This is a genomic window from Streptomyces sp. DF42, assembly GCF_058267695.1.
Map to the genome: position 1 here is coordinate 6,086,985 of NZ_CM177859.1, position 20,457 is coordinate 6,107,441.

A 20,457-nucleotide genomic window follows, 5' to 3' on the forward strand; every position below is an offset into this window, starting at 1 on the left:
CACCATGGCGCGTGAGACGGAGTCCGGACTGCCCATCGAGCCGGTCTACGGGCCCGGCGACCTGACCGGCTGGAATCCGGCCGAGAAGCTGGGCGAACCCGGGGCGTATCCCTACACCCGCGGTGTCTACCCGTCGATGTACACGGGCCGCCCGTGGACCATGCGGCAGTACGCCGGTTTCGGTACGGCGACGGAGTCGAACGCCCGCTACCAGCAGCTGATCGCGCACGGCACGACGGGCCTGTCGGTCGCCTTCGACCTGCCCACCCAGATGGGCCACGACTCCGACGCCCCGATCGCGCACGGCGAGGTCGGCAAGGTGGGCGTGGCCATCGACTCGATCGACGACATGCGGGTGCTGTTCGGCGGGATCCCGCTGGACCAGGTGTCGACGTCGATGACGATCAACGCACCGGCCGCCCTGCTGCTGCTCCTGTACCAGCTGGTCGGCGAGGAGCAGGGCGTGCCGGCCTCCCGGCTCACCGGCACGATCCAGAACGACGTGCTGAAGGAGTACATCGCCCGGGGAACGTACATCTTCCCGCCGAAGCCCTCCCTCCGGCTGATCGCCGACATCTTCAGGTACTGCCGGACCGAGATCCCGAGGTGGAACACGATCTCCATCTCCGGCTATCACATGGCGGAGGCGGGTGCGTCGCCCGCGCAGGAGATCGCCTTCACGCTGGCTGACGGCATCGAGTACGTCCGTACGGCGGTCGCGGCGGGGATGGACGTGGACGACTTCGCGCCCCGGCTGTCCTTCTTCTTCGTGGCCCGTACGACGATCCTGGAGGAGGTCGCGAAGTTCCGCGCCGCCCGCCGGATCTGGGCGCGGGTCATGCGGGAGGAGTTCGGCGCGCGGAACCCCAAGTCGCTGATGCTGCGCTTCCACACGCAGACGGCCGGCGTCCAGCTGACGGCGCAGCAGCCGGAGGTGAACCTGGTCCGCGTCGCCGTGCAGGGCCTGGCGGCCGTCCTCGGCGGCACCCAGTCCCTCCACACCAACTCCTTCGACGAGGCGATCGCGCTGCCCACGGACAAGAGCGCGCGGCTGGCCCTGCGGACCCAGCAGGTGCTGGCCCACGAGACGGACGTGACGGCGACGGTCGACCCGTTCGCGGGTTCGTACGTCGTGGAGAACATGACGGACGACGTGGAGGCGGCCGCGCTGGAGCTGATGCGGAAGGTCGAGGACCTGGGCGGTGCGGTGGCCGCCATCGAGCACGGCTTCCAGAAGTCGGAGATCGAGCGCAGCGCGTACCGGATCGCGCAGGAGACCGACGAGGGCGAGCGGGTCGTGGTCGGCGTCAACCGCTTCCAGTTGGACGCGGAGGACCCCTACGAGCCGCTCCGCGTCGACCCGGCCATCGAGGCGCAGCAGGCGGAGCGCCTCGCCGTGCTCCGCGCCGAGCGCGACGGGCCGGCGGTGGACTCGGCTCTGGCGGCCCTGAAGAAGGCGGCCGCGGGCGAGGACAACGTCCTGTACCCGATGAAGGACGCCCTGCGGGCCCGGGCCACGGTGGGCGAGGTGTGCAACGCGCTGCGGGAGGTCTGGGGGACCTATGTACCCAGCGACGCGTTCTGAGCCGGGCGCGTACTCCCACAATCACCTCCCGAAGCGAGCGAGGTACTCCGGGAGTCCGGCCGCGCTGGTCGTCGCGGGGATCGAGGCGCGCTGCGGCAGCGCCTGAGCGCCGCGCCGGCGTCCGGTGAACGTCCCTCAGCGCTTCCCGGACAGTGCCGCCCGCAGCCTCGGCGTCAGCTGCCTCTCGACGTAGCGGTTCAGCAGCCAGGCCAGCAGCAGCATCGACGCGACCGTCAGGGCGAAGGTCACCGCCGACGGCAGACCGAGGCCGATGTGCAGGGCGCGGATCACCACCCAGCCCAGGTGCTCGTGGACCAGGTAGAACGGGTACGTCAGCGCCCCGGCCACCGTCAGCCAGCGCCAGTTGGCCCAGTTCAGCCAGCCCAGGGCGATCGCGGCGACCGCGACGAAGCCGAAGGCGACGATGAGGGTGATGCCGAGTGAGGAGCGGTGGGCGAAGGCGTTCGGGTCCGAGGCGTTCCACAGGCTGCGCACCGCGTAGTGCTGGCCGATCAGGAAGCTCACGGCCACGATGCCCCAGGCGTAGACGTCACGCCGGTCGCGGTGGACGAGGTAGAGGCCGACCCCGCCGATGAACAAGGGCGCGTACTCGGGCATCAGCACGATGTCGAGCAGGGGCAGGTGCGCGCCCTGCGCGATCGCCGCCGCCAGCGTCCAGCCCGCACAGAAGAGGATCACGCGGCGACGGTTGGCCCCGGGCAGCACGACGCACAGCGCGAACAGCGCGTAGAAGCGGATCTCCGCCCACAGCGTCCAGCACACCCCCAGCACCCGGTCCACGCCCAGCGGCTGCTGAAGCATGGTCAGGTTCACCAGCGTGTCGCTCGGTGACAGGGCCTTGTAGGCGACCATCGGCAGCGCGAACACCGCCGACACGATGAGGATCGCCGCCCAGTAGGCCGGCAGCAGACGCGAGGCGCGGGAGGCGAAGAACGACTTCAGGGGACGCCCCCAGCCGCTCATGCAGATCACGAATCCGCTGATCACGAAAAAGACCTGGACGCCCAGGCAGCCGTAGGAGAAATAGCTGTGCAGCGTGGGGAACTGGTCCTTGGCGGAACTTCCCCAGGCTCGGGTGACCTCGCCGCCGCGGCCGCCGTAGTGATACGCCGCCACCATCAGCGCGGCGATCAGCCGCAGGCCGTCCAGAGCACGCAGCCGGGTCTCCCGGGGCCCCGTCCGTTCCGGGCGGCGGTGCACCGGCGCTTCGGGCGCCGGTCGGACGGTCGTGCTGGTCACTGAATTCTCCTCGGCGCGCTCACTCTCACGGGTGCGTCACAGCACGTTAGTCCGAATCGAAGTGGTGTCTTGGTTGGCAGGCCAACGATTTGGCGTGTGGTCCCGGTGTGTTCACCTGGATGTCGTTTTGGCTTCCTGAGTCCGCCCGGAATCCCCCCCCACGCCGCAGTAAATCCCGTGAGCACGGCATTGACTGGGCGAAAACAAAAGGGGTGCCATGACGACGGTTCAGAGGAGAGGCGTGCGGGGAGGGGAGCCGGACGCCTGCCCGCGCTCCTGCGCGGCGCACAGCGGCAAAGGCGGCTTCCGGGGTCCCAGGAGTCCGGAAGCCGCCTCACGATGAAGCGCAGGAGTTGAGGTGGGGCACGGGTCCTACTCGGTGCTTCGGCGGCTCAGCGCTTCACGGCCTTCTTGATCGCACGCGCGCGGCGGACCACCCTGCGTGCCGTGGAGCTGCGGGGGAGGAAGGCCAGCCGCTCCGGAATGCCGCCGGGCAGCCCGAGCGAGGTGAGCCGCTTGCGCTTGAAGTAGCGCCGGGTGCGGTCGGCGAAGTGCCGGGACAGATACCGCTCCGCAGCCGGGCGCAGGCTCGGGTAGATCTGCGGCTGCATGCTGAAGCCGACCGCGTTGACCAGCCCGTCGAGCGTGTCGGCGGGGACGGCTTCCTCGCCCTTCCCGCCCTCCAGGTCCGGGATCAGCGCGTCGGCCAGGACGGCCGGGACCCGGTTGCTGTTCTGGTACGGCGTGAGGCGGTCCAGCAGCGCCTCGGTGCCGATGCGGGCGACCGGAAGCTCGTAGAACGCGGAGGCGGTGAACAGGGCCGTGGAGAAGCAGCCGACGACCAGTCCGGGGGGCGACTTCTCGAACAGCACCTCGGCGAGGACGGGCACGTCGAGGACGACGAGGTCGATGCCGAGCTTCTCGGCCTCGGTCTCCAGGGCGCGGCTGTAGCGGGCCGGCGCGGTGGGGTGCGGCTTGAAGACGATCGCCCGGTGGCCGCGCTCGACCGCTCCGCGCATCATCCGCACATGCAGGTCCTCCTCCTCTTCGGGGGAGAGGATGTTCAGCGCGGAGAGGTACTGGCCGAGCAGCAGCGCCGCGTTGTCCGGCAGGACCGGCAACTCCGGCAGGGAGGCCGTGAGTTCGCCCAACACCTTCAGGAAGGCTGCCGTCGGCACCAGCTGCGCGGGCACGTCGAACTCGGTCAGCAGCATCGGCGTGAGCCCCGGCACCAGGTCCAGGTGGAGCAGCCGCCGCACGCGCGTGCCGACCAGCGGGTCCAGCTTGTTGCGGGTGGGGCCGTAGCTCATCAGGCCGTCGGCGTAGACGTCGACGGGGGCGTCGGTGAACAGCTGGGCCACGGACAGGGCGGGGGTGACCTGGATGGACTCCACGACCAGCTCCACCCGGTCGTCGCCCAGGTCCCACAGCAGCCGCAGATAGCGCTCGAAGAGCGGGATGTCGTCCGCGCGCGGGGTCCAGGAACCGGGGTGGAACGGGCGGATGGCCTCGTTCCAGGACAGCACGGTGTCGAAGTGGCCGCGCAGCGGTTCGAAGCCCGGCATCTCGTCGACGGGCGGGGTGGTCTCCGGGGTCGCGGAGTTGTTGAACACCAGCAGGAGCCGGCGGGCCGGCTCCTCGCCGTCCCGCTCCTTGAAGCAGTCGGAGTCGAGGGCGGCGGCCAGGGTGGCGGCGCCGTACAGCGTCGAGACGCAGAAGATACGGGTGGTACGGGACATCAGGCGGCCGCCTTCGCAGTGGTGACCCGGCGCCGCAGCCGGCGCAGCTTGGAGGAACGGTGCATGTCCATGGTCTCGAGCACGTCGCCGAGCGCGTCCTGCGGCATCCGCTTGATCGCGGCCGCGCTCAGGGCCCGCAGCTGCCTGGCCACGGAGGGCTCCCACTTGCTCTCGTCCGAGAGGTGGTGGGCGATGATCGCGCAGTACGTGCGCATCGCCTTCGGCAGCAGCCGGTCCGCGTCCGGGTCCTTCGCGGTCTCCTCGATGACCTGGTCGAAGGCGCGGATGAAGTCGAGCTGGCGGACGTCGCCGATCTGCGTCAGGGAGGACGCGACACCGCGCCGGTAGAAGACGCCGAGCAGGCTCACCACGGCGAACGACTCCGCCTCGCGGTGCAGCTTCCAGATCCACGGCCGGTCCTCGGCCGTGCGCAGCCCGTCGGTGAAGTGCAGCAGACCCTTGTCGACCAGACGGCGGTGGTAGGCGCCGGCCCACGCGTACGCGTAGTCCACGGAGGTGCTGCGGTCCGCGGGCAGGATCGCGTCGCGCGGGTTGAACACCTCCCAGCGCCGCCCGATCGGCACCCGGTGCACGGTGCGTGCGCGGGCCGTGGCCTGCACATGGTCGGTACGGACGAAGTCGCAGCCCAACTGCTCGATGGCGCCCACCAGTTCGGCGAGGTAGCCGGGAGCCAGCCAGTCGTCACCGTCCAGGAACGTCAGGTACTCGCCCTGCGCGGCGTCCAGGCCGGTGTTGCGCGCGGTGGCGAGTCCCCCGTTCTTCTCATGGCGGATATAACGCACCTGCGCGACATCGGAGAGTTCTTCGGCAGCGCGTTCGAGAATGGCCGGAGTTTCATCCTTCGAATGGTCGTCGACCAGTACGAACTCGAAATCCCGTTGCGCGTTCAGTCGAAGGCTTCTGAGGGTGTCCGGGGCGTATTGCTGCACGTTGTAGAACGGCACGATCACGGAGAGCTTTGGCACAGCCGAAAGCCTAGGAGGGTGCCCGGCTGCAGAACTTTCCGGTGTCCGTACTCCGGGTGAACTCCATGTGTCGGAACGGTGCATCGCCTGTACTTTCTGCGTTTCGGCGAGCCAGTTCGGCTTGCGGCGAGGTGTTGTTAACTTTTTGTTGAGGTGCGGTTGGGCCGCTCCTCGGAATTGCTTCCTAGCGTCTTCCACGTGCCACCAAGTACCTCGAAGCCCACGCGAATCGCCGTACTCGCGGACTCCGACACCCGCTGGAAATGGGGTGCGTTGACCGCGGCTCGTATCGCCCCGGGCCCGTCCATGGAAGCCGCATCTCACGAGGACGCGCAAGTCGGCCTCGAGCTGAGCGGATTCCTGCTGCGCGGACGGGCGACACCGACCGCCCGCCAGCTGGCGGAGGTCGGTGTGCGCGCCGACTCACTCGAAGAGGTCACCTCGGTCGAGTTCCTGCGCGCCATGGCCGAGGAGTCGTACGACGTCGTCGTGCTCGCGCTCGTCGGCGGCGGTGTACAGGCGATGCTGCACGGCCTGGGGCGTGTGTGGGAGGGCCGCGCGAAGCGCCCCGTCGTCGTCACCGGCTACGTCGGTGTCGTCTACGAGAAGCTCGCCGACGGCCTCCTCCTGCGGCACGGCGCGGACCTCGTCCTCGCCAACTCGCGCCAGGACGCGGAGCGTTTCCGGGCCGTGTACGAGGGGGTGGGCGCCGACGCCTCGTCGGTGACCGAGGTGGCGCTGCCGTTCCTCGGCGGAAAGGCCTACGAGGGCGAACCCGACCCGTCCGCTGAGCAAGGGCGCAGGCCCTACACCGTGGTGTTCGCCGTGCAGCCGTCCGTCCCGGACAGCCGCAAGGACCGTATGTACCTGCTGAACCGGCTGGTCCAGCACGCCCGGCTGCACCCCGAGCGCGAGGTGCTGCTGAAGCTGCGCTCCAGGCCGGGCGAGCACACCACGCACATCGAGGAGCAGCCCTACCAGAAGCTGGTCCAGCGGCTCGATCCGCCGGCCAACTTCCGCCTGGTGTACGGGAACATGGGCGAGGTCCTCGACCGCACCGACCTGCTGGTCACCATCAGCTCGACGGCCGCCCTTGAGTCCCTGCACCGCCGCATCCCGACCGTCGTCCTCACCGACCTCGGCGTGCGCGAGGTGCTCGGCAACCACCACTTCGTCGGCTCCGGGTGCCTCGCCTCCTGGGACCAGCTGGACGAAGGGCACCGGCCGACGCCCGACGAGGAGTGGGTGGCCCGGCAGGGCGTCGTCGCCGACGGTTCCTACGCCCACGCCTTCGACGCAGCGCGCAAGCACATCACCAGGCTGCTCGACCGGCCCGGGGGCCCGGCGCCCCTGACCCCGTACTACACGCCCGCGACGGCGCCCGGCTATCTGCCCGGCATCCTCGCCCGCCACCACCTCGGCCCCGACGGCAGCGTCCTGCCGGGGGCACCCGCGGCCGACAAGGAGCCGGGGCCCGTCCGGCAGATAGTGCGCCGGGCCGCTCGGGGCGCTTACCGGCACGGGGTGCAGCGGGTGGCGCCTGTCATCCGGCGGATGGGCGAGCTGTGAGCCGCACGACCCCATTTCAAGGAGCTGAACCCATGTCCAACCCGGAAGCGGGCCAAGGCGTTTCGGTCCGCCGAGTGCTCGCCGTCATCCCCGCGCGCGGCGGCTCCAAGGGTGTGCCCGCGAAGAACCTCGCCCCCGTCGGCGGTGTGCCGCTGGTGTCGCGGGCCGTCCACGAGTGCCTGGCGACCCGCCTGGTGACCGACGTCGTGGTGTCCACCGACGACCAGGCGATCGCCGCCGCCGCCCGTGAGGCCGGCGCCGAGGTCGTGCTGCGCCCCGCCGCCATCGCGGGCGACACCGCCACCTCCGAGGCCGCCGTCCTGCACGCCATGGACGCCCACGAGGCCCTGCACGGCGCGGCCGTCGACGTGGTGCTGCTCGTGCAGTGCACCAGCCCGTTCATCATCCGCGAGGACATCGACGGGGTGGCCGGCGCGGTCGCCGAGAACGGCGCCGACACGGCGTTGACCGTCGCGCCCTTCCACGGCTTCGTCTGGCGGGACGCGGACGACGAGGTCACCGGCGGCACGGTCACCGAGGCCGACGCGGCCACCGGCGGCGGCTACGGCGTCAACCACGACAAGTCCTACCGCCCCCGCCGCCAGGACCGCCCCCAGGAGCTCCTGGAGACCGGCGCCGCCTACGCGATGGCCGCGACGGGCTTCCGCAAGCACCAGCACCGCTTCTTCGGCCGCACCGAGCTGGTCCGCACGGACCCCGCCCGCGTGCTGGAGATCGACGACCCGCACGACCTCGCGCGGGCCCGCGCCCTCGCGCCCCTCTTCGACGCGGACCGCCCCGGTTCGCTGCCGACCGCCGACGACATCGACGCGGTCGTACTGGACTTCGACGGCACCCAGACGGACGACCGGGTGCTGATCGACGCCGATGGAAAGGAGTTCGTCTCCGTGCACCGCGGAGACGGCCTCGGCATCGCGGCGCTGCGCAAGAGCGCGCTGAAGATGCTGATCCTCTCCACGGAGCAGAACCCGGTCGTCGCCGCCAGGGCCCGGAAGCTCAAGGTCCCCGTCCTGCACGGCATCGACCGGAAGGACCTCGCACTGAAGCAGTGGTGCGAGGAGCAGGGCATCGCGCCCGAGCGCGTGCTCTACGTCGGCAACGACGTCAACGACCTCCCGTGCTTCGCCCTCGTGGGCTGGCCCGTGGCGGTCGCGAGCGCCCACGACGTGGTACGCGGCGCCGCCCGTGCGGTCACCACCGTCCCCGGTGGCGACGGCGCGATCCGAGAGATCGCCAGCTGGATCCTCGGCCCCTCTCTCGACTCCCTCGACAAGTAAGGAACGTTCCTGTCATGAGCAACTCCCGTCTGCGCACCTTCGGTTCGAAGACCGCCGGCCCGGGCCGGCCCGTCTACGTCGTCGGCGAGATCGGCATCAACCACAACGGCGAGCTGGAGAACGCGTTCAAGCTCATCGACGCCGCCGCCGAGGCCGGCTGCGACGCCGTCAAGTTCCAGAAGCGCACCCCGGAGATCTGCACCCCGCGCGACCAGTGGGACATCGAGCGCGACACCCCCTGGGGCCGGATGACCTACATCGACTACCGCCACCGCGTCGAGTTCGGCGAGGACGAGTACCGCCAGATCGACGAGTACGCCAAGAGCAAGAACATCGACTGGTTCGCCTCCCCGTGGGACACCGAGGCCGTCGCCTTCCTGGAGAAGTTCGACGTCCCCGCCCACAAGGTCGCGTCCGCCTCGCTGACCGACGACGAGCTGCTCCGTGCTCTGCGCGGCACCGGCCGCACGGTCATCCTCTCCAGCGGCATGTCGACCCCGAAGCAGATCCGCCACGCGGTCGAGGTCCTGGGCAGCGACAACATCCTTCTCTGCCACGCCACTTCGACGTACCCCGCGAAGGCCGAGGAGCTCAACCTCCGCGTCATCAACACCCTGCAGGACGAGTACCCGAACGTCCCGATCGGCTACTCCGGCCACGAGACCGGCCTGCAGACCACCCTCGCCGCGGTCGCCCTCGGTGCCGCCTTCGTCGAGCGCCACATCACCCTGGACCGCGCGATGTGGGGCTCCGACCAGGCCGCCTCCGTCGAGCCCCAGGGCCTGACCCGCCTGGTCCGCGACATCCGCACCATCGAGGCCTCCCTCGGCGACGGCGTCAAGAAGGTCTACGACTCCGAGCTCGGCCCGATGAAGAAGCTGCGCCGCGTCACGGGCGTCGTCGCCGAGGCGGAGATCGCCGCGGCCGCGGGCGAGCCGGTCTCGGTCTGAACCGAACCCACCACCCAGTAACGCTCTACGACGGGACGGTCGTACGTAGATGAGCCCCCGCGCCGGGTCAGCCGGCCCCCACACTCTCGCGTTCGTCGAGAGCCCGGTACAGCTTCTGAATGTGCTGGAGTGGGCGCACCTCCATGCCCTCGGGGCCGAGGCACCCGGCGGGGGGCTCACCGTCGTCGTCCTGTCACCGACCGACCCCATGACCCGCGGCCAGCTGCGCCGCATGGCCGAGCTGGCCAGGGACGAGGGGTACCAGGTCCGCTGGGAGGAGGCGCGCGGCGGTCCGGGCGCGCCCTTCCAGACCATCGGCGGTCTCGCGCCGCTGCTGCGCCGGGCCCGCCGGGTCGTGATGGGCGACCCGTTCTCCCGTTACGTACAGCTTCTGCTGACGATCACGAAGGCCCGTGACCTCGTGGTCGTCGACGACGGAACAGCGACGATGGAGTTCGTCGCCCAACTCGCCCGCGGTGAACGCCTGGTGCGCTGGCACCGCAAGGGCGGCCGCCCGGGCCCACGGGACCTGATCTTCGCGCCGGTGTCGTCCTCGGCCCGGCGCCGGCTCACCCCGAGCGGGAAGCGGCAGGTGGAGATCTTCTCCTCCATGCCGATGGAGGAGAAGCCCGCGGGCGTGACCCTCACCGCCAACGCCTTCGCCTGGACCCGGGCCCGCTTCGGCCCGCCCCGCATCACCAAGGGCGCCGACATGGTGGGCACCTCCCTGGTGGAGACCGGCGTCGTGGACGGCGACCGCTACCTGGAGGCCGTCCGCACCCTGGCCAAGGCCCACGGTGCCACCCGCTACTTCGCCCACCGCCGCGAGAGCACCGACAAGCTCCACCGGCTGGCCGTCGAGACAGGCCTGGAGATCGTCCGCCCCGACCTCCCGCTGGAGCTGATCGCCCGCCGGGGCCCGGTCGGCCGCACGATCCTCAGCTTCCCCTCCACGGTCGTCCACACCCTTCCCCTCGCCCTCGTCGGCACCGAGGTCCGCGTCGCCGTCTGCGACATCGACCCGGGCTGGCTGACCGAGAACGCCTCTCCACGCGCCCAGGGCTTCCTGTCGGGCGTCACGGGGACGGCCCGCGACGTCCACCGCCTGTCGGCGGTCATCACCGCGGCGTGACGTCGGGGATCGGGTGACCAAGCGCTCTAACGGGCGCCGGTACGGATGGCCCGGATGAAGGAGACGAAGGCTTCGGTCGGGAAGGTGAGGGTGCCGAGGGCGGGGGCCTTGGAGTCGCGGACGGCTGTGTGGGTGGGGTGGGGGGATATCTCCACGCAGTTGTTGCCGTCGTTGCCGCCGGAGTAGGACGACTTCCGCCAGGTGTCGGGGGTGGTCACGGTGAGTCTCACAGTTCTCTGGCCAGTCTGTGGATGAAGTCACGCGAACTGGTGGGGTCGAGTGACGCTGCTTCCACTCTACGAAGGAGCGTGCGCAGCACGCCGAGTTGAGCCTCGGAGTCGATGAAACCGGTGCCGTTGAGGACGTCACGGGCGGCTGTGTCCAGCTTGGGTACGGCGCCTCCTGCGAGCATCATCGGGCTCCAAGCCCCGCCGAAGCCGTCCAACGCGAAGGTGATGACGCGCACCGTGATGTGGTCAGCCTCGGACAACTCCAGGACGTGGGCGAGCTGGGCTCGTGAGGTGGCGCGATCACTGACCTTGATACGGAGGGCCGCCTCGTGGACAACCGCCTCGTACGGGACAGGGGCAGTCCGTTGGAGGACAGCCCTGCGTTGCATCCGGTGACGGACGCGCAACTCCAGTTCTTCCTCGGGGAGTTCGGGAACCCTGGAGGAGAAGGCTGCCCGGGCGTAGTCCTGCGTCTGGAGCAGGCCTGGGATGAACAGGAACTCCACGTCACGTCTGTACGTCGCGTGATGCTCCAGTTCGGCGAGGTCGAGGAAGGGCGTCGGCAGCAGCTCCCGGTACTCCTCCCACCAGCCCCGGGTGCGATTGGTCGCCATGGCCACCAGGGCATCGATCAAGTCATCGTCTGTGCAGGAGTAGTTCGCGGCCATGCGGCGCAGCCGCTTCTCGCTGACGCCTGCGAGGCCGGACTCGATCTGGCTGATCTGCGGGGCGGTCACGCCAAGCAGTGCTGCTGCCTCCCGTGAGGCGAGGCCTGCCGCGTCGCGGAGCCTGCGCAGTTCGACCGCCAAGCGCATCTGACGTGCCGTTGGCTCGGTTCTCTTTGCCATCGACTTGTCCTCTCAACATGCCCGGCAGCGCGACTCGTTCGGAGGTCAGATTACGCGATCGGCTTGCAGGATCTAAATAGTTCCCCCTACCGTAAGTGATGCGATGCATACGTTGCGGAAGTGCACCGCTCCGTCCTGCCACCACGGCTGCGGCAATGCCACTGCGCGTCAAATCCCCACCCACCGACCGGAGTTGATGACGCATGCCCGAAACCTGGGACTACTCGATCTCTATCCCCAACGACCTCAGAGGGGTCACGGTATGCCGCCGCACCTTGCGTCTGATCCTGACCCTGCACGGGTTGATCGGCCTGGTGGACACCGCCGAACTGCTGGCCGCGGAGCTGGTGTCGAACGCCGTACGGCATACCAAGGGCCCTGCCGCGCTCAGGGTCCGCCGTACCCCGGAGGGCATGGTGTGGATCGGGGCGTGGGACACCGACCCGGCGCCGCCGGATCCGCCGCGTCCGCTGGAGCAGGTGGCGGACCTGGAGGATGGGCGTGGGCTGGGACTGGTGAGGGCGTGCGCGGAGGGCTGGGGCTGGCAGCCGTCGGCCAGGTTCGGGAGCCTGGGCAAGTACGTGTGGTGTCAGCTGGGATCTGCGTGATGGTTCGCACGGTGCAAGGGGAGGCGCGAGGCAGGGCTACGAGAAGGGAAGGGAGCGGTCAGGCCTTCTGTGCCAGCAGGAACGCCCGAGGACGCGTCTCCTCCTCCAGCGGCTCCCGTACCACCCGGGCCCGCATCCGCAGCCCCGCCTTGGCGAGCTGCTCGGCGACGGTGTCCGGGGTACGCCAGTAGTAGTCGAGCGAGATCTCCTGGCCGAAGCGCTCCGTGAGGTGCAGATGCCCCTCCTCGTCGCCGCTCTGGAAGCCGAGCAGGGCATGGCCACCGGGGACCAGGGCCCGCCGGAACTCATCGAAGACCGTCGGCAGGTGGTCGTCGGGGACATGGATGATCGAGTACAGGGCGAGCACACCGCCCAGCGTCTCGTCCGGCAGGTCCAGCGAGGTCATCGAACCCACGTGGAAGCGCAGTCCGGGATGCGCCCGCCGGGCCAGCGCCACCATCCCCGGTGACACGTCGACCCCGAAGGCCGGCACCCCGAGCGCGTGGAGCCGCGCGGTGACATGACCGGGCCCGCTGCCGACATCCGCGACCGGAGCCGTACCGACGGCCCGGACCAGCTCGGCGAAGGCGGTGACCAGGGCCAGATCCAGCGGTCTGCCGCCGAGGCCGTCGGGGTACCGCTCCGTGTAGGGCTTCGCCATCGCGTCGTACGAGGCTCGGGTGGCGTGCAGGAAATCCGGGGTTTCGAAGCTCACGGAGCCGGACCCTAGTCCGGGCGCCGGGTGGCTGTCCGGTGGTTCACCGGGGCTGCATCAGGAGTTCGCAGACGGTCGGAAGGCGTGTGCGCTGCGTGGCAGGACCGCGTCACACGGTGGTGACGATTCCGGGATCCGGGCTCGGTTGTCCCACGATGCGGTTCCGACAGGTGAACAGAACCGCCGCGGCGGTGCGACGCGTGGTATGCGTAGAGAAAGAACATGTTTACCCATCTCACCTCACACCCATGCGTCGAGCGGCCAGATTTTCTTCCCCTCCTGGGGTTGAACTTTTGTTGATCGAGGGTCAGTTGGCCACCCCGGCGTCCTACGCTTTAGAGGGTGAACCAACTGATGTCTTCAGAGTCCGAGGCCGGCCAACCCGGGGACGCGCAGCTCCCCGGCACGCTCACCGAGGCGCTGTACGCCGAGCTCGTGGCCTTCCGGCGCGACCTGCACATGCACCCCGAGCTCGGCAACCAGGAGTTCCGAACGACGGCTGCGATCAAGGAGCGGCTCGAGAGGGTCGGCCTGCGGCCGCGCGTGCTCGCCACGGGTACGGGGCTCGTCTGTGACATCGGTGAGTGGGACGGCGCGCGCCCCATGCTCGGGCTGCGCGCCGACATCGACGGCCTGCCCATCCCGGACACGAAGAGTGAGTGCGCGTACCGCTCCACCGTGCCCGACCGGGCGCATGCGTGCGGACACGACGTCCACACCACCGTGGTGCTGGGCGCCGGCCTGGTGCTGGCCGAGCTGCACCGGCAGGGGCGGCTGCCGCGGCCCGTACGGCTCGTCTTCCAGCCGGCCGAGGAAGTGCTGCCCGGCGGCGCCGCCGACGCGATCGAGGACGGGGTGCTCGACGGAGTGGGGCGCATGATCGCCGTGCACTGCGACCCCAGGGTGGACGCCGGGCGGATCGGGCTGCGGGAGGGCGCCATCACCTCCGCCTGCGACCGGCTGGAGGTCTCCCTCGACGGGCCCGGCGGGCACACCGCCCGGCCCCACCTGACCACCGACCTGGTCACCGCCGCCGCCCGGGTCGCCATCGACGTGCCCGCCCTCGTCGGCCGGCGCGTGGACACCCGCAGCGGGCTCGCCATCACCTGGGGCCGCATCGAGTCCGGGCACGCCCCGAACGTCATCCCGCAGCACGCCGAGCTCTCCGGCACCGTGCGCTGCCTGGAGCTCGACGCCTGGCGGCAGTCGCCGGACATCGTCGTCGCCGCCATCGACGAGGTCGCCAACCTGCACGGCGCCAAGTCGGAGATCAACTACGTGCGCGGAGTCCCGCCCGTGGTCAACGACCCGGACGTGACCGACCTGCTGCGCGACGCCATGACCGCGCGGCGCGGCGCGCAGTCCGTCGAGGGCACCGAGCAGAGCCTCGGCGGCGAGGACTTCTCCTGGTACCTGGAGCAGGTGCCCGGCGCCATGGCGCGCCTCGGCGTCCGCACCCCCGGCGAGCGCACCGTGCGCGACCTGCACCAGGGCGACTTCGACGCCGACGAGTCGGCGATCACCGTGGGCGTGGAACTGTTCACGGCGGCGGCGCTGCTGGACGCGGCCGAGGCTGAGCTGAGCTGAGCGGATCCGGGTGAACGACTGGTCGGGCGGCCCCCTCGGGGGCCGTTCCGCCGTCCGGCGCAACGCGGTTGTAAGCCATTCGTTCACGCATCGAAATGATCCTCGCGAAGCGACTAGGGCCCGAGTTCAGACGGTGTTTGCCTCGAATCGATAACGGCTTCGTGAGGGGTGTTTTTCTGACATCTACGCGCGTTACGATGCCGCGAAGCCAACGCCGCCGGGGCGTTCCGGCTCGAGCACTGGCATGGTGCTCACATCAAGCGCCGACGAGGCGCTCAGGTCAGGTGAAGGAGCCTTCCCGTGCGCCGGGTAGCCAAGCTTTCCGCTGCGTGTATCGCGACCGCAGCTCTCGCACTGTCTGCCACAGCCTGTGGCAGCACCTCCTCCGACAGTGGCAGCTCCTCGTCCACCTCCGCCGGAGGCGGCAAGGGCGTCAAGATCGGCCTCGCCTTCGACGTCGGCGGCCGTGGTGACCGTTCCTTCAACGACTCCGCCGCGCGTGGAGCCGACAAGGCCAAGAACGAGTTCGGCGGCTCGATCAAGGAGCTGACCGCCAAGACCTCCGACACCGAGGCCGACCGCGAGCAGCGCCTGACCGACCTGGCGGACGCCGGGTACAACCCGATCGTCGGCGTCGGCTTCTCGTACGCCACCTCGATGGCCAAGGTCGCCGCGAAGTACCCGAAGGTCAACTTCGGCATCGTCGACTCGGTCGTGGACGCCAAGAACGTCGACAGCATCACCTTCACCGAGGAGCAGGGCTCGTACCTGGCCGGTGTCGCGGCGGCGCTGAAGACGAAGAAGGACCACGTCGGCTTCATCGGCGGCGTCGACACCCCGCTGATCAAGAAGTTCGAGGCGGGCTACGTCCAGGGTGTCAAGGACACCAACGCCAAGGTCAAGGTCGACGTGCAGTACCTGACGCACGGCTCGGACCTCTCCGGCTTCTCCAGCCCCGACAAGGGCAAGGAGGCCGCGCAGGGCATGCTCGACAAGGGTGTCGACGTCATCTACTCGGCGGCCGGCTCCTCCGGCAACGGCTCGATCGAGGCCGTCGCGGGTGCCAAGGGCGCCTGGGCCATCGGCGTGGACTCCGACCAGTACAACATCCCGGGTCTGTCGAAGTACAAGAACGTGATCCTGACCTCGATGGTCAAGAACGTGGACGTCGGTGTCTACGACTTCATCAAGTCGGTGCACGACGGCAAGCCGCTGACCGGCCTCAACAACTACTCGCTCGCCAAGGGCGGTGTCTCGCTCGCCACCAGCGGTGGCTTCATCGACGACATCAAGCCCCAGCTGGACGCCGCGAAGAAGAAGATCGTCGACGGCACCATCAAGGTCAAGACCACTCCGTGACCTGACGGTTCCCGCCGGACCTCGGCTCGGCGAAGGGGCTCTCGACAACCCCCTCGCCGAGCCATAACAATGTGTCAACTCTACGCGTGTAGCGTGGAGTTGCCGCGCTAGCGTCGCCGACGCCTGCCCTCCCCTACGCAGCCCCTTTCCCCCAGGAGAGTGCGCCATCAACGCGTCCAGCCCTCCCGCTGCCGTCGAACTGCGCGGCATCACCAAACGCTTCCCCGGCGTCGTCGCCAACCGCGACATCGACATCACCGTCGCCGCGGGCACCGTCCACGCCCTCTGCGGTGAGAACGGCGCCGGCAAGTCCACCCTGATGAAGATCCTCTACGGCATGCAGCAGCCGGACGAGGGCACGATCACGGTGGCCGGCGAGCGGGTGACCTTCAACAACCCCGCCGACGCCATCGCCCGCGGCATCGGCATGGTGCACCAGCACTTCATGCTCGCCGACAACCTCACCGTCCTGGAGAACGTCGTCCTCGGCGCGGAGAAGCTGTACGGCATCGGCGCCAAGGCACGCACGAAGATCAAGGAGATCTCCGACGCGTACGGGCTGAACGTACGGCCCGACGTCCTCCTGGAGGAGCTCGGTGTCGCCGACCGCCAGCGCGTGGAGATCCTCAAGGTCCTCTACCGCGGCGCCAAGACCCTCATCCTCGACGAGCCCACCGCCGTCCTCGTGCCGCAGGAGGTCGACGCCCTCTTCGACAACCTGCGCGAGCTGAAGGCCGAGGGGCTCACGGTCATCTTCATCTCCCACAAGCTGGGCGAAGTCCTGTCCGTGGCCGACGAGATCACCGTCATCCGGCGCGGCACCACGGTCGGCACGGTCGAGCCCCGGTCCACCACCGCCAAGCAGCTCGCCGAGCTGATGGTCGGCAGCCAGCTGCCCACGCCGGAGACCGAGGAGTCAACGGTCACGGACGTGGCGATGCTGACGGTGGACGGGCTGCACCTGAGCCAGACGGACCTCGACGGCGTCGAGCGCACCATCCTCGACGACATCTCGCTCACCATCCACAAGGGCGAGGTCCTCGGCATCGCCGGTGTGGAGGGCAACGGCCAGTCCGAGCTGGTCGAGGCGATCGTCGGTATCCGCGCCCCCGACGCCGGCGCCGTCACCCTCGACGGCACCGACATCTCCCACGCCCCCACGCGCCGCCGCCGCGAGGCAGGCGTCGGCTACATCCCCGAGGACCGCCACCGCCACGGCCTGCTCCTCGAAGCACCGCTGTGGGAGAACCGCATCCTCGGCCATGTCACCGAGCGCCCCAACTCGCGCGGCCAGCTCCTCGACATCAAGGGCGCCCGCGGCGACACCGAGCGCATCATCCAGGCGTACGACGTCCGCACGCCCGGCATCGACGTGACCGCGGCCTCGCTGTCCGGCGGCAACCAGCAGAAGCTGATCGTCGGCCGCGAGATGAGCCACGCGCCCAAGCTGCTCATCGCGGCCCACCCCACCCGCGGCGTGGACGTCGGCGCGCAGGCCGCGATCTGGGACCACATCCGCGAGGCCCGCCGCGAGGGTCTGGCCGTGCTGCTGATCTCCGCCGACCTGGACGAGCTCATCGGGCTCTCCGACACCCTGCGGGTGATGTACCGCGGCCGCCTGGTCGCCGACGCCGACCCTGCCACGATCACCCCCGAGGAGCTGGGCTCCGCCATGACGGGTGCGGCCACCGGCCACCTGGAGCACGCAGAGGCCACCGGCCAGGAGCACACAGAGGACGACGCGCGATGAAGAAGCTGACCCAACGCATCGACAAGGAGCGGCTGCTCCTCGGTATCGCGGCGCCGCTCCTGGCGATCGTCGCCGCGCTCGTCGTCACCGCCCTGGTCATCCTCGCCACCGGCAAGAACCCGGGCGCCGCCTTCAGCGACATGGTGACCTACGGCTCCGCCAGCGACAGCCAGGTCTACATCCTGAACAAGGCGACGACGTACTACCTGGCGGGCGTCGCGGTGGCCATCGGCTTCCGCATGAACCTGTTCAACATCGGCGTCGACGGCCAGTACCGCATCGCCGCGTTCTTCGCGGCGGTGCTCGGCGGCGCGCTGACCCTGCCGGGCTTCGTCTCCGTCCCGCTGATGATCCTCTGCGCGATGGCCGTGGGCGCCCTGTGGGCGGGCATCGCGGGCATCCTCAAGGTGACCCGGGGCGTCAGCGAGGTCATCTCGACGATCATGCTGAACTCCATCGCCACCGCGATCATCGCCTACCTGCTGCAGCCGGGGAAGCTCGCCGAACTCCAGAGCGGCGGCACCGTGGTGTCGACCAAGCCGCTGCCGAACGACTCGTGGTTCTTCTCCTTCAACACGGGCGCGTCGGGCGAGCTCTGGGGCTTCATCGTGATCGCCGTGATCGTCGGTGTCGCGTACTGGTTCGTGCTCGGCCGCACCCGCTTCGGCTTCGACCTGCGCACCGTCGGCCAGTCCGAGAGCGCCGCCGCCGCGAGCGGCGTCTCCGTCAAGAAGATGATCGCCACCAGCATGCTCATCTCGGGCGCCGTGGCCGGTCTGATCGGCATGCCGACCCTCCTCAACGACAGCCACCAGTTCAGCAACGACTTCCCGTCGGGCATCGGCTTCACCGGCATCGCCATCGCGTTGCTGGGCCGCAACAGCCCCGTCGGCATCGCCCTCGGCGCGCTCCTGTGGGGCTTCCTGGAGCGCACCACCAACCACCTCGAGTTCGAGGGCTACGACAAGGAGATCCTCGGCGTCATCCAGGGCGTCATCGTCCTGTGCGTCGTCATCGCCTACGAACTCGTACGCCGCTACGGCCTCAAGCGCCAGCAGCAGCGGGTCGGCGCCGAGCTCGCCGCCCAGGCCGCCGCCCCGACCGCGAAGCAGGAGGTGGCGTGATGACTGCCACGATGACCGACACGCCGCCCCCCGCGGCACCCAAGGCGGACAGCGACCGCTCCCGCTCGGGCCCGTCCTTCGGCCGGATCCTCACCCTCCTGGCCGGCGGCCTGATCCTGGTGGCCCTGGTCCGCATCATCACCGGCGCCGACCAGCTCACCTCCGAGGGCCAGGTCTCCGCGGCCCTCGGCCTCGCCGTGCCGATCGGCCTCGCCGGTCTCGCGGGCCTGTGGTCCGAGCGGTCCGGTGTGGTCAACATCGGCCTCGAAGGCATGATGATCCTCGGCACCTTCGGCGCCGGCTGGATCGGCTGGCAGACCAACCCCTGGCTCGGCCTGGTCTGCGGCGTCGGCTTCGGTGTCCTCGGCGGCCTGGTGCACGCCGTCGCGACCATCACCTTCGGAGTCGACCACATCGTCTCCGGTGTCGCGGTCAACCTGCTTGCGCTGGGCACCACCCAGTACCTCGCCAAGCTCTTCTTCTCGGAGGGCAAGGCGGCGGACGCGGGCGGCAACCCCAAGCAGTCCCCGCCCGTGGACTCATTGCCCAACTTCGACATCCCCGGCCTCGCGGACGCCCTCCACTCCGTCGAGAACCACCACTGGTTCCTGATCTCCGACCTCGCCGGCATCCTCGGCGGCCTGGTCACCAACCTGTCCGTGGTGACGATCCTGGCCGCGGTCCTGTTCGTCGCCAGCTGGTGGCTGCTGTGGCGCACCCCGTTCGGCCTGCGGCTGCGCTCCTGCGGTGAGAACCCGATCGCCGCGGAGTCGCTCGGCGTCAACGTCTACCGGTACAAGTACATCGCCGTGGCGATCTCCGGCGGCCTGGCCGGACTCGGCGGCGCCTTCCTCGCACTGGTCACCTCGCACACCTACCTGGAGAACCAGACCGGCGGGCGCGGCTACATCGGCCTCGCCGCCATGATCTTCGGCAACTGGCGCCCCGGCGGCCTCGCCATGGGCGCGGGCCTGTTCGGCTACTCCGACGCGCTGCAGCTGCGCAACGGCGGCGAGACCGTCCACGCGCTGCTGCTCCTGCTGGTCGTGCTCCTCGCGGCGCTGGCCGGCTGGAAGCTGTACAAGAAGGCGCACTGGCAGGGCGGTATCAGCCTCATGGTGGGCGCGGGTGTCCTGCTCTGGTACCTGTTCACCGACGAGGTCCCGAGCGACTTCGTGGGCGCCACCCCGTACGTCGTCACGCTGCTCGTGCTGTCGCTGTCCGCGCAGCGCCTGCGGATGCCCAAGGCGGACGGCATGCGCTACCGCAAGGGCCAGGGCAAGTGACCACGCCCGCCGACGTCGACTGGGAGGCGCTGCGCGAGGTGGCCCGCGAGGCCATGTCCCACGCGTACGCCCCCTACTCGGGCTACCCGGTGGGGGTCGCCGCCCTGGTCGACGACGGCCGTACGGTCTCCGGCTGCAACGTCGAGAACGCCTCCTACGGTCTCGGCCTGTGCGCCGAGTGCGGGCTTGTCTCGCAGCTGCAGCGGACCGGCGGTGGCAGGCTGACGCACTTCACCTGCGTCGACGGACGCGGCGAGATCCTGGTCCCGTGCGGCCGCTGCCGCCAGCTGCTGCACGAGTTCGGAGGTCCGGATCTCCTCCTGGAGACCCCGGAGGGAATCCTCCCCCTCTCGGAGATGCTGCCCCAGGCGTTCGGCCCGGGCCATCTCACCAAGTAACTCCCCTGCGGCCCCTCTGACCTGTGCAGAGGG

18 protein-coding genes are annotated in these 20,457 nt (G+C 69.7%); 12 read left to right on the plus strand and 6 right to left on the minus strand.

All coding sequences use genetic code 11. From position 1 onward, the window contains the following. Nucleotides 1-4: 4 nt before the first annotated feature. Nucleotides 5-1,585: an acyl-CoA mutase large subunit family protein gene (locus tag ACYUED_RS28025; protein WP_491286223.1), complete on the plus strand. Its 1,581-nt coding sequence runs from the start codon at nucleotides 5-7 to the stop codon at nucleotides 1,583-1,585. Between the two features lie 135 nt (nucleotides 1,586-1,720). On the opposite strand, the gene ACYUED_RS28030 is transcribed toward ACYUED_RS28025, so the two are convergent. The 3 genes from ACYUED_RS28030 to ACYUED_RS28040 form a co-directional block, all read right to left on the minus strand. Next, the gene (locus ACYUED_RS28030; protein ID WP_491286225.1) at nucleotides 1,721-2,845 is read right to left on the minus strand and encodes an acyltransferase family protein; all 1,125 of its coding nucleotides are present in this window, start codon (nucleotides 2,843-2,845) and stop codon (nucleotides 1,721-1,723) included. A gap of 392 nt (nucleotides 2,846-3,237) precedes the next feature. Next, the gene (locus ACYUED_RS28035) at nucleotides 3,238-4,584 is read right to left on the minus strand and encodes an alpha-2,8-polysialyltransferase family protein (protein WP_491286227.1); all 1,347 of its coding nucleotides are present in this window, start codon (nucleotides 4,582-4,584) and stop codon (nucleotides 3,238-3,240) included. Next, nucleotides 4,584-5,570, minus strand: a complete 987-nt coding sequence (locus ACYUED_RS28040) for a glycosyltransferase family 2 protein (protein ID WP_491286229.1) — start codon at nucleotides 5,568-5,570, stop codon at nucleotides 4,584-4,586. The genes ACYUED_RS28035 and ACYUED_RS28040 overlap by 1 nt, the downstream gene beginning before the upstream one ends. Nucleotides 5,571-5,768: 198 nt before the next feature. On the opposite strand from ACYUED_RS28040, the gene ACYUED_RS28045 reads away from it, so the two are divergent. Genes ACYUED_RS28045 through ACYUED_RS28060 form a run of 4 tightly spaced genes read left to right on the plus strand, consistent with a single transcriptional unit; the run spans nucleotide 5,769 to nucleotide 10,519 of the window. Next, nucleotides 5,769-7,139 (plus strand): DUF6716 putative glycosyltransferase, encoded by a 1,371-nt coding sequence (locus tag ACYUED_RS28045; RefSeq protein ID WP_491286231.1) that lies wholly within the window; start codon nucleotides 5,769-5,771, stop codon nucleotides 7,137-7,139. A gap of 32 nt (nucleotides 7,140-7,171) precedes the next feature. Then, a complete protein-coding gene (locus ACYUED_RS28050; RefSeq protein ID WP_491286233.1) occupies nucleotides 7,172-8,437 on the plus strand; it encodes a cytidylyltransferase domain-containing protein in 1,266 nt (421 codons plus the stop codon). Nucleotides 8,438-8,451: 14 nt separating this feature from the next. After that, entirely contained in the window at nucleotides 8,452-9,387 is a 936-nt protein-coding gene (locus ACYUED_RS28055; protein WP_491286234.1) for an N-acetylneuraminate synthase family protein, read from the plus strand. 49 nt (nucleotides 9,388-9,436) lie between these two features. Then, a complete protein-coding gene (locus ACYUED_RS28060; protein ID WP_491286236.1) occupies nucleotides 9,437-10,519 on the plus strand; it encodes a hypothetical protein in 1,083 nt (360 codons plus the stop codon). 26 nt (nucleotides 10,520-10,545) lie between these two features. Here ACYUED_RS28060 and ACYUED_RS28065 read toward each other — a convergent pair whose 3' ends face one another. Both ACYUED_RS28065 and ACYUED_RS28070 read right to left on the minus strand, forming a co-directional pair. After that, complete coding sequence (locus ACYUED_RS28065; RefSeq protein WP_491286237.1) at nucleotides 10,546-10,737, minus strand: DUF397 domain-containing protein; 192 nt, start codon at nucleotides 10,735-10,737, stop codon at nucleotides 10,546-10,548. 8 nt (nucleotides 10,738-10,745) lie between these two features. After that, a complete protein-coding gene (locus tag ACYUED_RS28070; protein WP_491286239.1) occupies nucleotides 10,746-11,597 on the minus strand; it encodes a helix-turn-helix domain-containing protein in 852 nt (283 codons plus the stop codon). Between the two features lie 203 nt (nucleotides 11,598-11,800). Here ACYUED_RS28070 and ACYUED_RS28075 point away from each other — a divergent pair, with 203 nt between their 5' ends. Next, nucleotides 11,801-12,205, plus strand: a complete 405-nt coding sequence (locus tag ACYUED_RS28075; RefSeq protein WP_491286241.1) for an ATP-binding protein — start codon at nucleotides 11,801-11,803, stop codon at nucleotides 12,203-12,205. A gap of 58 nt (nucleotides 12,206-12,263) precedes the next feature. Here the strand turns inward: ACYUED_RS28075 and ACYUED_RS28080 are convergent, their stop codons facing one another. Then, a complete protein-coding gene (locus tag ACYUED_RS28080; RefSeq protein ID WP_491286243.1) occupies nucleotides 12,264-12,920 on the minus strand; it encodes a class I SAM-dependent DNA methyltransferase in 657 nt (218 codons plus the stop codon). Between the two features lie 354 nt (nucleotides 12,921-13,274). Here ACYUED_RS28080 and ACYUED_RS28085 point away from each other — a divergent pair, with 354 nt between their 5' ends. The 6 genes from ACYUED_RS28085 (at nucleotide 13,275) to ACYUED_RS28110 (ending at nucleotide 20,424) form a co-directional block, all read left to right on the plus strand. Continuing rightward, nucleotides 13,275-14,507 (plus strand): amidohydrolase, encoded by a 1,233-nt coding sequence (locus ACYUED_RS28085; RefSeq protein ID WP_491286245.1) that lies wholly within the window; start codon nucleotides 13,275-13,277, stop codon nucleotides 14,505-14,507. 300 nt (nucleotides 14,508-14,807) lie between these two features. Further along, the gene (locus ACYUED_RS28090) at nucleotides 14,808-15,866 is read left to right on the plus strand and encodes a BMP family lipoprotein (RefSeq protein ID WP_491286247.1); all 1,059 of its coding nucleotides are present in this window, start codon (nucleotides 14,808-14,810) and stop codon (nucleotides 15,864-15,866) included. A gap of 199 nt (nucleotides 15,867-16,065) precedes the next feature. After that, on the plus strand, nucleotides 16,066-17,616 hold the full coding sequence (locus tag ACYUED_RS28095) for an ABC transporter ATP-binding protein (RefSeq protein WP_491294467.1): 1,551 nt from the start codon (nucleotides 16,066-16,068) through the stop codon (nucleotides 17,614-17,616). Continuing rightward, nucleotides 17,613-18,740 carry an ABC transporter permease gene (locus tag ACYUED_RS28100; protein WP_491286249.1) on the plus strand — a complete coding sequence of 376 codons (1,128 nt, stop codon included), beginning with the start codon at nucleotides 17,613-17,615 and terminating at the stop codon, nucleotides 18,738-18,740. The genes ACYUED_RS28095 and ACYUED_RS28100 overlap by 4 nt, the downstream gene beginning before the upstream one ends. Then, complete coding sequence (locus tag ACYUED_RS28105) at nucleotides 18,740-20,026, plus strand: ABC transporter permease (protein ID WP_491286251.1); 1,287 nt, start codon at nucleotides 18,740-18,742, stop codon at nucleotides 20,024-20,026. The genes ACYUED_RS28100 and ACYUED_RS28105 overlap by 1 nt, the downstream gene beginning before the upstream one ends. Beyond that, the gene (locus ACYUED_RS28110; protein WP_491286253.1) at nucleotides 20,023-20,424 is read left to right on the plus strand and encodes a cytidine deaminase; all 402 of its coding nucleotides are present in this window, start codon (nucleotides 20,023-20,025) and stop codon (nucleotides 20,422-20,424) included. Before ACYUED_RS28105 ends, ACYUED_RS28110 begins: the two co-directional genes overlap by 4 nt. The last annotated feature ends 33 nt before the right edge of the window (nucleotides 20,425-20,457 follow it).